At 63.9% G+C, this 15635-nt stretch carries 16 protein-coding genes and 1 pseudogene; 8 read left to right on the top strand and 9 right to left on the bottom strand.

The features are described from left to right. Positions 1-13: 13 nt before the first annotated feature. From KR541_RS23500 to KR541_RS23480, 5 genes are all read right to left on the bottom strand, one after another. Entirely contained in the window at positions 14-865 is an 852-nt protein-coding gene (locus tag KR541_RS23500) for an FRG domain-containing protein (protein ID WP_050012414.1), read from the bottom strand. 22 nt (positions 866-887) lie between these two features. Continuing rightward, positions 888-1055 carry a hypothetical protein gene (locus tag KR541_RS23495; RefSeq protein WP_162484452.1) on the bottom strand — a complete coding sequence of 56 codons (168 nt, stop codon included), beginning with the start codon at positions 1053-1055 and terminating at the stop codon, positions 888-890. A gap of 10 nt (positions 1056-1065) precedes the next feature. Further along, the gene (locus KR541_RS23490; RefSeq protein WP_050012412.1) at positions 1066-2256 is read right to left on the bottom strand and encodes a PIN domain-containing protein; all 1191 of its coding nucleotides are present in this window, start codon (positions 2254-2256) and stop codon (positions 1066-1068) included. A gap of 27 nt (positions 2257-2283) precedes the next feature. Then, positions 2284-2478: a hypothetical protein gene (locus KR541_RS23485; RefSeq protein ID WP_050012411.1), complete on the bottom strand. Its 195-nt coding sequence runs from the start codon at positions 2476-2478 to the stop codon at positions 2284-2286. A gap of 220 nt (positions 2479-2698) precedes the next feature. Continuing rightward, a complete protein-coding gene (locus tag KR541_RS23480) occupies positions 2699-3622 on the bottom strand; it encodes a glutaminase (RefSeq protein WP_060734314.1) in 924 nt (307 codons plus the stop codon). 239 nt (positions 3623-3861) lie between these two features. On the opposite strand from KR541_RS23480, the pseudogene glsA reads away from it, so the two are divergent. The 3 genes and pseudogenes from glsA to KR541_RS23465 all read left to right on the top strand — a co-directional run. Then, positions 3862-4482, top strand: a pseudogene (glsA, locus tag KR541_RS23475) (glutaminase A); the annotation flags it as partial. A 39-nt stretch (positions 4483-4521) separates the two neighbouring features. After that, positions 4522-5223, top strand: a complete 702-nt coding sequence (locus tag KR541_RS23470) for a hypothetical protein (RefSeq protein ID WP_239468990.1) — start codon at positions 4522-4524, stop codon at positions 5221-5223. Positions 5224-5442: 219 nt separating this feature from the next. Continuing rightward, complete coding sequence (locus KR541_RS23465; RefSeq protein WP_089489588.1) at positions 5443-6078, top strand: cysteine hydrolase family protein; 636 nt, start codon at positions 5443-5445, stop codon at positions 6076-6078. 49 nt (positions 6079-6127) lie between these two features. Here KR541_RS23465 and KR541_RS23460 read toward each other — a convergent pair whose 3' ends face one another. After that, positions 6128-6805 (bottom strand): TetR/AcrR family transcriptional regulator, encoded by a 678-nt coding sequence (locus KR541_RS23460; protein WP_050012408.1) that lies wholly within the window; start codon positions 6803-6805, stop codon positions 6128-6130. Positions 6806-6951: 146 nt separating this feature from the next. On the opposite strand from KR541_RS23460, the gene KR541_RS23455 reads away from it, so the two are divergent. Continuing rightward, positions 6952-8481, top strand: coding sequence for an FAD-dependent monooxygenase (locus KR541_RS23455; RefSeq protein WP_050012455.1), 1530 nt, complete (start codon positions 6952-6954; stop codon positions 8479-8481). 138 nt (positions 8482-8619) lie between these two features. On the opposite strand, the gene KR541_RS23450 is transcribed toward KR541_RS23455, so the two are convergent. From KR541_RS23450 to KR541_RS23440, 3 genes are all read right to left on the bottom strand, one after another. Further along, complete coding sequence (locus KR541_RS23450; RefSeq protein ID WP_050012407.1) at positions 8620-9351, bottom strand: ribonuclease T2; 732 nt, start codon at positions 9349-9351, stop codon at positions 8620-8622. Positions 9352-9478: 127 nt separating this feature from the next. Then, on the bottom strand, positions 9479-10069 hold the full coding sequence (locus tag KR541_RS23445; protein ID WP_050012406.1) for a hypothetical protein: 591 nt from the start codon (positions 10067-10069) through the stop codon (positions 9479-9481). A 93-nt stretch (positions 10070-10162) separates the two neighbouring features. Then, positions 10163-11566: an HdeD family acid-resistance protein gene (locus tag KR541_RS23440; RefSeq protein ID WP_216089821.1), complete on the bottom strand. Its 1404-nt coding sequence runs from the start codon at positions 11564-11566 to the stop codon at positions 10163-10165. 343 nt (positions 11567-11909) lie between these two features. Here KR541_RS23440 and KR541_RS23435 point away from each other — a divergent pair, with 343 nt between their 5' ends. From KR541_RS23435 to KR541_RS23420, 4 genes are all read left to right on the top strand, one after another. Continuing rightward, positions 11910-12548 carry a hypothetical protein gene (locus tag KR541_RS23435; RefSeq protein ID WP_089489589.1) on the top strand — a complete coding sequence of 213 codons (639 nt, stop codon included), beginning with the start codon at positions 11910-11912 and terminating at the stop codon, positions 12546-12548. Between the two features lie 47 nt (positions 12549-12595). Continuing rightward, positions 12596-13162: a helix-turn-helix domain-containing protein gene (locus KR541_RS23430; RefSeq protein ID WP_050012403.1), complete on the top strand. Its 567-nt coding sequence runs from the start codon at positions 12596-12598 to the stop codon at positions 13160-13162. A gap of 79 nt (positions 13163-13241) precedes the next feature. Next, complete coding sequence (locus KR541_RS23425; protein WP_050012402.1) at positions 13242-13823, top strand: HD domain-containing protein; 582 nt, start codon at positions 13242-13244, stop codon at positions 13821-13823. 882 nt (positions 13824-14705) lie between these two features. Further along, on the top strand, positions 14706-15608 hold the full coding sequence (locus KR541_RS23420) for a DUF3658 domain-containing protein (protein WP_235356164.1): 903 nt from the start codon (positions 14706-14708) through the stop codon (positions 15606-15608). Positions 15609-15635 lie beyond the last annotated feature (27 nt).

Here is a 15635-nt window from a genome sequence, read left to right as displayed (position 1 = left end):
CACGGGAGGCGCCTCAGAGATTGCCAGCGCCGGGCGTTGGCTGGTCAGCTGGATACAGGATGGTGTCGGTGATGCGGCCGGCGACCCCGTCGAGGTCCGGGAACAACACACCGCGATTGATGCCGGCCCGCTGAAGCTGTCCCCGAATGATGCCGAATTTTTCGCCTGGAATACGAATATAGCGCAGCCGGTCGCGAAACTCAGGGTTGGTGTCGAGCGCGAAGTACTTCGTGTCGAGCCCACTCTGCTTGCCGCGATGCACTGTAAACCAGCCATCCTGGGCAGCGATACGGCGGGACACGTGCCGCGGCTTAAGCAAACGTGTTTGGCCGAGCCCGAGCGGATCTTTGCTCTCATCGGAGGAGATCAGATCGCCATGCGTAACGGGCAACATCCAGACCGCGCCCGGCAACACGCCGCGGCCCTCCTCGTTTTCACACGAGCGGTTCTCGCACGGTTTCTCGACGGCTGGCTTTTTCACGGCGAACCAAAGAGCCGACAATGCACTCCCCGACCAATCCAGCAAGCGGGTTGGCATCGCGTGGTGTTGCGCGATCGCGAGCCAGTCGGCATTCGTCAACTCCACGGTCGATTCGACGTGAGGCACGGCACGCTGCTTGAACTCGTCGAGCATGCGTTGCTCGGTGCCGGGCCGAAGCCGCATCTGGTACGGTGCGCGTCCAATGGAGGGCAGCAGCCGCCACGACTCGACTTCCTGACCGCGAAACAACGGGAAATCGAGATCCATCACGGGGACGCTGGCAAGCCAGTTGTCGACGTGTTGTAGAAAGCTCACGAGGTCCGTCGCTTCCCCGACACATTGGACATCGCGGAGATTGGGATCGAGACTGGATGAGGTGCTCATTGGTGAATCCTTTGTTCGTGGGTCAGGGTAACGGCCCGAAGGCTGCGCTTTCGATCATGTGGGGACGACATGGCATGACGCGCACATCGGTGCTCGGCACGCCGTAGTGTGCGCGCAAGATCGGCTCGTCGAGCTCCCCCAGATACGCGCGATACAACGCGAAGTGAGCGGGGGTCAGGCGGGTCAGCATCGTCAACCTCTCAGTTTCCGTCCGCGCCGACGCCAAATGTGGCATCGGGCAGGCCTATCGCATTGATCGGATCGATCCACTCCGGCGTGATCTCGCCAACCGCAATCCGATGCGCGGTCGGCAGAAACTCAATATCGCGTACCGTCACCCGATGGGAGGTGTCGCCGTCGACCGTGACAAGCATCCCGCAGGGGATCTCATCATCGAACACCATCGTCGAGCCGCCAACGGTAACGGTCCCGTTACCTGCGCCCGTCATGGCCGAAAACGTGAAGTAGACCGCGATTTTTGTCTGGAGCGCCCCCTTGACCCGCACCACCACTTTTCCGTCGCGGTGATCAATGGCTTCGCATTCGTCGAGCACCCCGTCCGTCGCGGGCCACCGGATCGCTTCAACATGGACGTCATAGGTCCAGGTAAAGTCGAACGCCGAGCGAACATCGAGCCCCACTCCGATTTGACGCGCGAAGGACCGACCGGCCGCCAGCAATGCCTGCGCCAGTTTCCCGTCCAGGCCCTCGACCAAAGTCTCAGCCAGCCGATCGGCGGCAAACTGCGCACTTTCGTCCTGAAACGCCGCCAGCGCCCCGCCCAAATTATTGGTCCAGAGCAGCCGCGGATGTGCCGTACAGAAGCGTTGCCAGTCAGCATCGGTGGACACCACCAGCACCGCCGTGTCGTGCTCGCCGGCCCAGTGTTCGAGCGCCAGCAGCGCCACCGCGTCGGGGAACTCGTGCTTCTTCTTGCTCGACTCCGCAAACGGCGGCTGCGCCGCAAAGTACCGGTCGAACAGGGTGCGCATGTCGACCCGCGCGGCGACGTCGAGCACCTCGGCGCGCGTGCCCGCCAACCAGCCTTCCATGCGCATCCTCGCTGCGAGCGCCGGCTCGTCCATCTGATACTCGATGACCCGCAGCTGCTCGAGCGCGTCACTCGACAGCAGCTGCGCCCGGGCCGCCATCCGCACCGAGCGCGCCAATCCACTGCGTGCTTCGGCGGCATCGCGCTGCACATGCGCCTCCACCTCACGTCGCACCACGTCCGGCATCAGCACCTGGACTCGGTCGCTGCGATGGAACTGCTCGACACGGCGCAACAGCCCGCCCTCCAGATTACGTTGTTGCGCGTCGAACACCGAGGTGTCGAGTGCAATCGCGCCGAGCCGATTCGTGGCGATCAATTCGATGATGCGGGTATCCATCACGTGTTCCTGGCGAGTAGGTATGGGTTAGCGCGGCGCATCGATCGCGAGTATCGCGCGCAGGTTGGCCTTGGTCTGCACGAGCGCGCGTTGCTGCGCCTGCTTCTGGTCGACGAACTCGGCGGACATCTGCTCGCTGCCCCCGAGCTCGGCCACGGCATCAAGCAGCAGTTGGCGAATCGCCGCCAGGTGGCCACCCTCGTCTTGGGCGTCGCGCCGCAAATTTGCTCAGCAGGAAATGCTGCCAGGAGGGAAGCGTCTAAGCAGACTGGGCGTCAAAGATGTTGAATGTCGGCTGAGCCATGATGATTCACCGCCCCAATACAAGTGCACGCAGCTCAGATAGTTTCGAGCCTGCCTGATGACTCTTCGCGCGCCAAGTCACCGGAAACATATCCGTCATCCGCGCAGCATGCCCTTATACCCTTCTGCGTAGGCGATGTTAAAAAATCGAATGTTCGGTAAGCGTTGTTAGCCATTCCAACGATTTGACGCCGGCGAGCGAGTTACCGTTTGCATCAAGTCCGGGTGACCATACGCATACCGCCATCTCCCCCGGCAGTACCGCGACGATGCCGCCTCCCACACCACTTTTCGCCGGCAGACCAACTCGATAGACGAAGTCGCCCGCTGCATCATAAGTGCCACAGGTCAACATCAACGCGGACAAGCGCTTTGCAGAACTCGCATCGAGGACACGCTCCCCTGATACAGGGGCAATTCCCCCGTTGGCGAGAAAAAGCGTAGCCGTGGCAAGCTCGATGCAATTCATCTCGATAGCGCACTGACGACAGTAAGCATCGACGACGGTTTCAGGCGGCATCTCCATGTTGCCGAAGCTTGCCATGAAATGCGCCATCGCGCGGTTACGGTCGGCGTGCCGAAGTTCGGAGTCAGCAACACGCAGGTTATAGTCAAGATCGGAAACGCCAGTCAGTCTTCGCACGAACTGCACTAGGGCCGTTTCGGCGCCAACGAAGCGCCGACACAATACGTCGGTCACAACGAGCGCGCCTGCATTGATAAATGGATTACGTGGTACGCCGCGCTCGGTTTCAAGTTGGACGAGGGAGTTGAATGCGGTCCCCGATGGCTCCCGACCGACACGCTCCCAAAGTTCGTCACCGAGGAGTTGAAAAGCGAGCGTACACGCAAACAGCTTGGAGATACTCTGGATGGAGAAGCGCTCTCGCGCATCACCAACCGCAAATACACGACCGTCTAGCGTCACTATAGCCATGCCAAAACGGTGAGCGCTTACGTTGGCGAGTTCTGGGATATAGTCGGCGACCCGGCCAGCAGTACGCCAGGGAGCAATATCGCGATGAATCTGTTCGAGGATCGCCGGATAGTTCGGGTCAGTCATTACAGGGGGCTGAGCATCAACATGCAGGGACCGCGATAATAGCGCAACCGCTCCACGCCCGACCCTCCGAGGATTGACGACTTCTCTCCGTTGCATGTCAACAAATCGTGCCTCCAAGCGGCGATTGGATGCTTGCTATTGACTACTTCCCGTGATTTGGACCCAATATGGCTCACGGACCCCAATGAATAATTGGCTTCCCGCACTTATTGACGCTTGACAGGTCACCATAAGTTGAACAGCTCGAAAGCGAGCGCGGCAAGCCGCGCAATCCGTTCATCAATGCGGGCGCGCTGGTCGTCACCGACGTGCTGTGCCGCCGCTTCGTGAAGGCCGAGACGGCGCTCGTCGAATTCGTGCGGCGGCTGATCGGCGCGAACGACATCGACTACGATTCGCGCGTCGCGACGTCGGAGTTGCAGCATGCGGAGCGCAACCGCGCGATGGCGCATTTCATGGCGAGCTTCGGCAACATGCAGATGCCGCCTGATACGGTGATCGACGCGTATTGCCGGCAGTGTGCGATCGAGATGAATTGCGTCGAGCTGGCCAGCGCCGCGCTGTTTCTTGCGAACGGCGGTGTCGCGCCGGCGACAGGCGAGCGGATCGTCGATTCGAGTTCCGCGAAGCGGCTGTCGGCGCTGATGCTGACCTGCGGGACCTATGATGCGGCCGGTGATTTCGTGTATCGGGTGGGGCTGCCGGCGAAGAGCGGCGTCGGCGGCGGGATCGTCGCGGTGCTGCCGGGGGAGATGGCCGTGTGCGTGTGGGCGCCGGGGTTGGATGCGAACGGGAACTCGTTGGCGGGGACACTGGCGCTGGAGTGGTTGACGACTTATTCGGGAAGGTCGATTTTTTGAGGCGTCTCAGTGGCGCACCCGGTCGTCCGGACACCTCGAATGAACATCTTTGCTTGGCGCTACGACCACCCGCTACAAGGATCCAGCGTGATGCAGGTCAAGAACGGAAATCACGTCGCTTCGACCGGCCGTACCCGGCGCGGATTCTTCCGCCCCGTGACGGTCATGGCGGCATTGAGTTTGTGCCTCCCGTTTGGCGGCGCACATGGGCAGCCGGCAGACGCCCCGCCCAACAGCACGGGGGCGTCGCAGGTCGAATCTCGAACCGAGGCAAGCCTGACCGTCACGCAAGCGCTGCAAGGCATGCTGGCGCTGATACGGGTCAGCAATCAGGTTACCGACATGACGCCCGACGCGATGCACCGCAGCTTTGGCGTGCAGACCAAAGCGACCGCCAAAGACAGCTTCGGCTACGGCCAGCGCTTGCCTGGCAACTGGGCGTTCGGTATCGAAAGGTTCGTGGTCCCGGGAAGGGGGACACAGGTGGAACTGGGCTTCGATCCGATTCCCGGAATGCAGGCTGCGCCGCTGACGGCATGCGAGCCGAACTTCGCGCAATTCACGGCAGCACTGGAATCCTTGGGGTTCAATCATCGTACTCGGTACGGCGAACACGGCCGCCGGATCTCCGAGATCTTCTGGCGTCAGGAGATCTCTGTGGAGGTAGCCCCCTATAGAGCATTCAGCGATAACGGTGAGCCATTGGGTCCGGCTTGCGTAAGAACGGTACGGGTGCGATAGATCGCCGTCACCGCGCGATGCAATTACGGCAAGCGTATGGACGAAACGCCGTGATCCTCTGCTGTCAAACACGCAGGAAATCGCTCGACTCGTGGATACCCCGAACCCAATCCGGCGAAGATTTCGCGACGCGTGGGCACGCCGGCGCCGACGTGATTGACGACGTATCGAACGACCAATTTTCCGACATTTCGCAGCGATGACTGGAGAACGCAACGCATGAATCGGGACAACGCATCAGAAGTCACAACGTCAGCCCCCGCGCGCGCGGGCAGCAATTCCTCCTCGCCGATCCCGCCCATCGCGCCATCCAAAACCGCGCTGCTCGTCATGCATTACCAGACCGACATCCTCGGCCTCTTCCCGTCGGTCGCGCCTGAATTGCTCGCCAATACGCGCCGTCTCTGCGACGGGGCACGCGCTGCCGGCGTCGGCGTCTGGTTCGCGAATCTGAGGTTCAGCCTCGGCTATCCGGAAGTCAGCCCGCTCAACAAGAACGGCCAGGGCATCAAGCAACTCGGCCTGTTCATCGACGATGCCCCGTGCCCTGAACTCGCCAGGCGGCCCGACGAACCGCTGATCCTGGCCCACCGCGCGAGCGTATTCTTCGGCACCGATCTGCAGGCGCGGCTCATCGCACAAGGTGTCGATACGCTGATCATGGTCGGCATCGCGTCGACCGGCGTGATGCTGTCGTCGATAGCCCACGCGAGCGACGCCGATTTCCGCCTCTACACGGTCAAGGATTGTTGCTACGACCCGGACCCGATCGTCCACGAGCATCTGTTCGCCACCGCGTTCGAATCGCGCACGACGGTGCTGTCGCTCGCGGATGCGCTGCGGCTGCTCGCGTGACAACGGACTCGTCGCACCGCCGTTCGAAACCATGCATCCGACGGCGGGCCTACCGGGTCGCCGCCCCAATCCCCGCCAAAATCAGATCGATGCCGGCCAGGAACTGCGCACGCTCGTCGTGCGCGGCCAGTTGCTCGGCCACCTTGCGCACGAACGGATACTGCGCCGGTTCGAGCTGCGCCCACCGCTCGGCCACGACCGCGACGACCTCCGACTGCCCCGTCTCGCGCGGATGCAGCCGCGCACCCGCCGCGTACTGGCCGGCCAGCCCGAAGATGTAATGCATCAGCGCCGACGCCGCGTTGAATTGCGCGGGCTCGGGCACGCCCAGCGCCTGAAGCTGCCCGCCGACGCGCTCGAGGATCCGCAGCACCGCCTGCTGCCACGGCGCCCGGAACAACTGCGCACCGACCCACGGATGCGCGCTGAACGCGTCGAACAGGCGCAGCGCGACACGCCGGAGCGCTTGCGCCGCATCGCCGTCACGCTGCGTCGGCACGTCCGTCAGCGCAGCCGCGATCACGTGATCCGCGGCCGCCGCGAGCAGATCGTGCTTGTCGGCGACGTGCCAGTAGATCGCGCCGCTTCCGGTCGCCAGATGTGCGGCGAGCGCGCGAAACGTCAGCGCACCCTCGCCGGCATGGTCGAGGATTCCGATCGCGGCCTCGACGATCCGCTCTTTCGACAGCGCGTCCGCGCGCCGCTCGGTCCGTTTGCTGGTTTTCATGCGCGCTAGCTTGACACATCTGGAACAGCGTTCCAATATCGCACCGATGGAACAACGTTCCACCAGTTTCCTGACGCATGCGCAATGCCGGCGCGTACCGCCCTCTCGATCACACCGGGCTGCCTTGGCCCGAAACCGAGCCACCGATGAATCTGCCCGTTACCCATGATGTCGTGATTGCCGGAGCCGGCCCTGTCGGCCTGTTTCTCGCCTGCGAGCTGCGCCTCGCCGGTGCATCCGTGCTGGTGGTCGAGCAGGCGGACGATCCGGAATCCCCGCTGAAGCATCTCCCGTTCGGCATGCGCGGCCTGTCCGCGCCGACGATCGACGCGCTCTACCGCCGCGACCTGCTCGACGGCATCGCGCTGCCGGGCCGCGCCACGGACACCGCGCACTGGATGCAGCAAGCGCGTCGTCCGGCCGGTCATTTCGCCGGCATCCAGTTCTTCCACGACGACATCGACGCGTCACAGTGGCCGTACCATCTGCCCGGCCCGGCCGGCACGCACATGGCGACCGACATGGCGCGCGTCGAATCCGTGCTGACCGCCCGTGCGCACGCGACGGGCGTCGAGATTCGGCGCGGTCTTGCCGCCGAAGGCTTCGATCAGTCGGACGATGCGGTCACGCTGTACGCAGGCGGCGAGACATTCCACGCACGCTGGCTCGTCGGCTGCGACGGCGGCCGCAGCGCGGTCCGCAAGGCCGGCGGCTTCGCGTTCGCCGGCACCGACGCCGAATTCACCGGCTACTCGATCGAAGCCGAGTTCGCCGATCCGGGCGCGCTGCTGCCGGGCCGTCACTACACGCCGGCCGGCACGTACACGTACACGCCACCCGGGACCGTCGCGCTCGTCGAGTTCGACGGCGGCACGTTCCACCGAAGCGGCCCGGTGACGCTCGAGCACGCGCAGGCCGTGCTGCGCCGCGTGTCCGGCGTCGGCGTCACGGTGACCGCGCTCCGGCTCGCCGCCACGTGGACCGATCGCGCGTACCAGGCATCGACGTACCGCGACGGCCGCGTGCTGCTCGCGGGCGATGCCGCGCACATCCACTCGCCGCTCGGCGGCCAGGGGCTCAATCTCGGGCTCGGCGATGCGATGAATCTCGGCTGGAAGCTGGCCGCGACGATCCGCGGCGACGCACCGGCCGGGCTGCTCGACAGCTACACGGACGAACGGCATCCGGTGGGCGCGCGCGTGCTCGACTGGTCGCGTGCGCAGGTCGCGCTGATGCGGCCCTCGCCGGGTTCGCGCGCGCTCGCGGCGATCATGCGCGATCTCGTCGACACGCGCGACGGCGCGACGTACTTCGCCGAACGCCTGTGGGGCGTGTCGCTCGCGTACGATCCCGGCAGCGGCCATCCGCTGGTGGGCCGTAGCGTTCCGGACGTCGAACTGGCCGACGGCACGCGGCTCGGCGAACACGTAAGGCACGGCAAGGGCGTGCTGCTGGACTTCGATGCGGATCGGCCGCTTCAGTCCGTGGCAGGCCGCTGGCGCGACCGCCTCGCCTATATCGCGAGCGACGCGAAGGACCGGCTCGGATTGCGTGCGATGCTCGTGCGTCCGGACGGTTTCGTCGCGTGGGCCTGCGATGACGATGCGGACGTGGACCTCGACGCCGCCACGCAGGCGGTCACGCGATGGTTCGGCGCGCCTTGCGCGGCACATTGAGCGCAGCCGCCCAACGCAGGAAGCGGATGTGTGTCGCCGAGCGCCAAACGTGCATGGGCGCCAGCAACGGCGCGCCCGACATCCTCGAATGCCCACCGCCCGCGACGTGCGCGATAGCGCGCACGCCGGCCGCGCCCCTCACTTCGCGATCAACACCCCCGACGTCGGGCACGTACCCTGCGTATTGCCGTCCGTCACGAGCGACGCGGCACTCGGAAACTGCGCGGTCGCATTCGTCTTCACCGCGATCCATGCTTCGGTGAAGTAGCTCACGCCGTTCGTCTTCGTGCATTTCAGCGACACCGCGCTGCGCGTGTTGCTGCCGAATGCGCCCTCGAACGCCGACAGCAACTGGTTACGCGTGACCGTCTTGCCCGCGTTCGCCTGCAGGAATGCGTTGAACGACGTGTTGCCCAACCGGCTGATCATGCCCGACGCCTGGTTCCAGTACGCATCGGGCGTCGCCGAATTCGAACAGGTGCCGTGCTTGAACCACTCGTGCTTGTCGAGACACGATGCGACGCCAGGCATGTATGTCGACAGCGTGTTGCGCGTTGCGCTGCTGATCGGGTACGCGTCCATGCTGCACCACTGGTGCGCGTTGTCGAGGTCGATGTCGTTCTGCGGCACGCCGCAGTAGAACGGCTGGTTCCCGTCGTAGCGGTTCGGCCACAGCCCGTGCAGCGACAGGCTCGTCGCCGCATACGAGCCGGCGAGGTTCGTGCATTCCGGTGTGTCGTGCGACGCGCAGAAGCCGGGCTCCCACGACGCGGCAAGCAACAGGTAGTCGTAGCTGGTCTGCGCGGCGGCGTGCAGTGAAACGGAAGCGACGGCGAGTGCGGCAGCGGCGCGGGCGAGCGTCTCGAGCATGGCGTGTTTCCTCGGAAAAGGCTTGCGGTCGCGGGATGCGCCGCAAGATTGTCGAATGTCTGCCCGCGATTGTTGCTGCCGCAACATGGCACGAATGTGAAGGTGCACGAAAGAATGCGCGGTTCGCTCAGGTGCCGAGCTGCGTGCACGCGCGCGCCGACGCTTCGGGGCCCTCGAGCGAGAGAATCTGCCACACGCCGACGCTGACGCGCCGGCGCGCCGCCATCGACGGATCGGCCAGCAACGCCTCGACACGCGGCGCGGCGTCGGGCGCCTTCTGCTTCAGCGCCGCGTGGTGCCGCGCCCGCGCCGCCGGCTCCGGTTCGTACACGTCGCACAGACGCACCATGCCGGCGAGGCCGGCCAGCGTATCGTCCTTGTCGATCGCGGCCGGCTCGACGGGCGCGAGCCCGTCGCGCTCCGCCGGCGGCAGCTTGTTGCGCGCGCCTTCGTCGATCGCCGTGGCGGAAGCCGGCGGCAGGCCGCCGATCGCCGCGACGATCCGGCTGCCCGCGGCGATCATGTCGCCCTGGCACGCGATCTTTTCGGCGGCCGCGACGTTCGAGCAGAACGACACCGACATCCGGTACACGTCGTTGCTCATGCGCGGCACTTCGTCCGTGTCTGCCTGCGCGAGGCCGGCACTCGCCAGCGACAGCCCTAGCACCAGCGTCAGCGCGGCGGGAGTCTGGATGCGCAACGCTCTCGTCTCGTTCATCGTTGTCGTCCGTGGGTTTTTATCGCGGGCAATCTCGCCGGGCCGCACGGTGGCGCCCCTTGTGATGCCGGGCCCTCATCCGGCGCCACGCGTTCACTTCATCGACGCCGCCTCCGATCCGCCGGGCGACAGCGCCGCACTGTCCTGCTCGCGCCACGCGCGGCGCGACGCCATGATCGCGCTCACCGCCGAGCGCGCGACCTTCCACCACGCGAACGGACGCGGATCGGCGAGCATGCTGAGCGCGCGCGCATAGTCGAGCGTGAGCCCCGGCGTCCACGCCATCGTCACCGCGCGCTTGCGGATCTGGGCGGCCACCCACAGCTCGGGCGTGAGCAGCAGCCGCACGAACGCGCCCCACCCGGCCCGCGCGCCCTTCAGCCGCCACACGGCGCCGTCGAGCGCGGCCTCGAGCGCATTCGACACGGTGCTCGAGCAGTTGCGGTGCGTGAGGTTGTACGTTGTGTTCTGCCGGTACGACGACCAGAACGCATCGAGCTTGGCCGGATCGTAGTTGCGGATACGCACGCGCACGGTCGACGGGCACCACGCTTTCGACTCGGTCGCGTAGTCGGGCTGGAACAGGCCGGGCACGTCGTTCTCGCGCGTTGCGCGCAGGATGCGCGTGAATTCGTCCGGAGAGCGATCGATTTCGACGCCCGGATACAGGCTGATGTAGATGCCCTCCGGCGATTCCAGCGCCGCATGCCCGGTCGAGATCACGCCGTTGACGTCCACCGCCGCGATATAGCGGTCGATCAGCGGATAGCGCTGCGCCTCGGCCTTCGACGTGCCGGTCGGTGTCCATACGTGCACGGTGAGCGCCCGCTCGCCGTCGGCCGGCGGGCCGTCCCATTCGGATTGCGCGAACTGCGGCAGGCCCTGCGCATCGTCGAGATCCGGCGCGAGCGCCGGCGCGGGCGACGTCGCGAACGCCGGGTTGCGCGTCAGCCGCCGCACGCGTGCGGCGAGGCTCAGCAGGTGCATGCCGCCGAACATCAGCAGCAGGCCCAGGCAGTACGGCACGGTGCCCGCGTAGTGCGTCGGGTACGGCTGGAAGAAGAAGATTGCCAGCAGGATCTCGACGAAGCCCCACGAGAACGCAACGTGCCAGCGGCGATAGCGCACCATCCATGCGGACGTGCACTGCAGCAGCCCGTCGACGAGAAACAGCGTGCCGAAGATCATCGACAGCAGGAAATGGCCGTGATGATGGCCGGCAAACACGAGCCCCGCGGCCACGACGACCGCGATGCCCTTCACGTAGCGCAGGATGCGCTGCCCGCCGACCCCGCTGCCGGCCACCGCGAGCGTCGCGAGCCCTTCGATCAGGAACAGCCACGCGAACAGCTCGATCGGGAAATGCAGCGCGCCGTCGAGCGCGTCGACGAAAATGCCGACGCCCGCGACGACCCACAGCCAGCCGAGCACGGTCAACCCGCGCCAGCGGGTTCGCAGATATTCGATGCCCAGCAGCAGCAACACCAGTCGTACCATCGCGCCCTCGTATCTTTTTCGGGACACGCGCGGCCTCGCGCGCCCTGTCGTGTCGACCGCGCGTCGGGCGACGCGCCGGCCGGAAGGCGGTCATCGTTGCCGGCGCATCATGTCGTCGACATGATCGCTGGTAGCCGGCACGCGCCGCTCTGGCCGAATAATAAGATATGGCGGGATAGGTTGAAAGCGTCGCGGAAACGTTGTCGATGGCGCGGATGCGCACGGCGGCCCGCTGCCGCGGCAGCTTTCCGGTTCGACAACGTGCGGTGGATACGCGAGAATCCGGCTTCCGAGGGCGAAAGCCACTGAACTGAACCGAACCGCCCAGACGGGACAACAAGAAATGAGCCTATCCACCACGCGCCGGCGCCTGCTGGCCGCCGGCGTCGCCGCGAGCAGCGTTGCGCTGTCGGGGTGTTTCACGCCGAAGCTGTACAAGAACGACGCGTACAGCGAACACGTATCCGCGTTCATGATGACCGAAGACGGCAAGAAACTGGTCGTCCTCGGCACGCGCTACCATTACATCTTCGATCTGCCGGCCCGCTTGCGGCCCGTCCTGCTGTCCGGCTACCGCAAATCGGTACGCACGACGTTCGCGGACTTTCATGCGAGCGGCGGCAGCGTCACCGGGCATTACCGGATCGTGCTGCCGAAAGACGCTTCGGACGACGATCGACAAGCCGCCTCCGCCGACGGCTTCGCGAGCGAGCCGACCGGCCTCGTGCTCGAAGGCGACATCGACGGCAAGCGCTACTCGACGGAAGGCTTCGTCCAGAAGGACAACGCGGCCGCGCAACCCTTCAACCGCCCGTACTCGGTCTACATCGTGGAATCGCCGTCCGTCGTCGGCATGGGTCTGCGGATTCTCGCGACGCCGATCACGGTGGCCGCCGACGGCGTACTCGTGCTGGGCGGCATCGTGCTCGTGCCGTTCGCGGCCATCGCGATCCAGGCAAGCGGCGGCATCCGGATCATGTAACGGTGCGGTAACCACGCGCCTGGCACGACCGCAACAGGAGCATCGCCATGACCGCCTCACCGCTTCATTCGTTCTCGCTCGGCCCGCCACTGAAGCGCTGGCGCGCGCTGCACCGCGTGAAGCAAAGTCACGCGGCCGAACTGTTCGGCGTCGCGCAATCGACGATTTCGCGCTGGGAGGCGGGCCTCCAGCAGATGTCGCCCGACGAGCGCGCGACGGCCGAACGGCTGCTCGCCGCGCGCATCGATTCGGCGGGCGACCGCGCGCTCGCGCGGCTGATCGCCGGCAGCGCGGGCCGCATGCATCTCGTCTGCGATCTCACGCACCGGCTGCTGGCCAGTTCGCCGGCGCGCGCGGCCGAATTCTCGCAGCCGCTTTCGATGCTGCTCGGCACGTCGCTGTGGCGCTACGCGACGCCGGAAATCGTCCGCATGGAAGCCGCGCTCGACCCGCTCGGCTGGCACGATCGCGCGGGGCCGCCGAGCGTCGAGTTCGATACCGGCGCGAATGCGTCGCGCGTCGTGCCGATTCGCGGCAGCCGCTGCCGGTGGACGCGGATGACGCTGTCGGACGGCTCGGCCGTGCGGCTCGTGGAAACGCTCGACGCCCTCTGACGCGCCGCGCATATTTCATGCGTGGACGCAGCGTGGCCGGCCCGCTTACGCTTGGTGGCTCATCGCAAAGACGCCGACCATGAATCCCGACACGATCCACGCGCGGCTCGCTTTCCTGCGCGAAGCCGAACGCCTGAAGAACGTGCTGCGCAGCGGCTACACATCCGCCGGACGCGCGGAAAGCACGGCCGAGCACAGCTGGCGGCTGGGCCTGATGGCGCTCGTGTTCGCCGACGCGTTGCCCGGCGTCGACACGCTGAAGCTGCTGAAGCTGTGCGTCGTCCACGACCTCGGCGAGGCGCTGCACGGCGACATCCCCGCGATCGAGCAGGCCGCGCACCCCGACAAGAGCGCACACGAACGCGACGATCTGCTGACGCTGACCGCGTCGCTCGACCGCACGCTGCGCGACGAGATCGTCGCGCTGTGGGACGAATACGAGGCGGCCGCGTCGCCGGAGGCCCGCGCGGCGAAGGCGCTCGACAAGCTCGAAACGATCCTGCAGCACAACCAGGGCAGCAATCCGCCCGGTTTCGACTATGCGTTCAACCTCGGCTACGGCCGGCGCTACACCGACGCTACACCGCTGTTCAGCGCGATCCGCGAGATCGTCGACGCCGACACGCAGCGCAGGATCGACACGGGCGGACGCCGCGCGTAAGCGTGCGGCACGGCGCTAGCGCGAGGCATCCTGTTGTCGTACCCGTCGCCGACTGTTCGGTACATCCGTAGTCACTAGCGGCGCGCGAACCCCTCCACCCGGAAGCCATGTTCGACTGACACGACTGGCAAAGCCGCCGCGCGTCGCATTCGGCACCAGCACGGACGGGCTACATATCTGCCCGCCTTCCCTACCATACACCCCTACGCGAACGCCATCTGTTCGATGCCTTCGCCTCCTCCGGGCAGTCCGCCCGCTGCTTTTACCGGACCGGACACAACATCCACGCCATTCCCCAACGGCACTCCAATTTCCTGCCCCGGATAAGCAAAACCCCTTGGCCCTGCCGCTCGCGAGAATTCCGAGTCAACTCGGATTGCAATTGGCAAACGCCAACCAGTCCGATTTGACAAATTTAACAAAAATGACAATCGGCAACAATTTGATTATCTCAAAAAAATAAATCCCTGAAAAACCACCGATCGAAAAATTAATCTATCAAACACAGGAATACTAAATTGAAATCGGCAAATAAATCTCAAAAACATACCCGTTGCATCAAGCAGTCATTGTCTTTCCTCAACCCGCCACAAAGGAGGTTTCGATGCATTCCAAGCAACGCTTCTTCACTCGAAAGGCCACCAGGTCGGCTGCAGTCACCTTTGGCATCGTCATTGCCTTGCTTCATCCTGGCAGTGCTGCAGCCGATGGGCTTGCGAGCAAAATCCTCGAGGGCCCGAACACTTCCAATCAACGAGCATTCACAAGTTGCTCTGTTTTCTACACAATGTGCATTCAGCGATACGGCAGCAGACCCGGTGGCACGGCTGGCATGACACGATGCGCAGATTGCTTGAATAACTGCAATCGCTCGAATGGATGGTGGCCGATGATCAGCGGTTGTGCCGTATAACGACAGTGATGTGCTTCGTCGCGAGTAGTTATGTCGATGGCGGTCAACCGAGCCAAAATCCACCGTTCGCTCGCGACGAGGTTGAAATTTCTACCCGAAATCAAGGCATACCAATGCTCCGAAACAACGATTACCAAAATTTGATCCACGCATCATTCTCGGACATCACGTCCAACGTCATCGCATCCGCAATTTCGGAAGGGCAGTTGATGGGGTCACATGTTCTTATTGGCGGAAACTGGCACCTCGGCCCTCTCAAAGAACGCAACATCTCGACACTGTCGGCGTGGTTTTCCGATATTTTTGGATATATCCCAAACGACTTGACTATCGACACCCCAATCATCCCCACCCACGAGTCGATCAAAATATGCGCATGGGTAAGTCCCTTATCATCAATCGAATACGCGAATTTCATACACTGGATAAGTCATGATACTCCACACGATTTCCTGTTGATTTCGGTCTCAGAAAAGTGCATCCATTCGGCTGCGGAGAATTTCTTCGATCTCGCCGAGCTTCTCGGCAATGCAGTTGAAATAAAATCGAACGATGTCAGTCCCTATATCACAGAATGGGGTTCCCTGGTTGAGGAAAATGCCGATTTCAGAATGATCAACGAAATTGGAAAAATTCAATCATTCCGATCTACAGATTTCGATGAATACATCATCAATTCCATGACCAGGAAGTGGGAGCCCACGCCGATAGTAGTATTGCGCATAATAGAAACAATCCACTCGGAAGGACATGATTTTCCGGGAGACATTTTTCTCTATCATCGACTCGAGAAATTCTTCTTGAATGGCATCATCGAGAAACAAGCTGAAGTCAGCATCACGCAAACACAGATACGAATTGCAAGTTCCTGACATCGCCATTCCTCAGATGTGAAAATT

It is taken from the genome of Burkholderia sola (assembly GCF_905400185.1).
Classification (GTDB): Bacteria; Pseudomonadota; Gammaproteobacteria; order Burkholderiales; family Burkholderiaceae; genus Burkholderia; species Burkholderia sola.
Note: the sequence above shows the minus strand (reverse complement) of the source record. Positions and strands in the feature narration are given on the sequence as shown.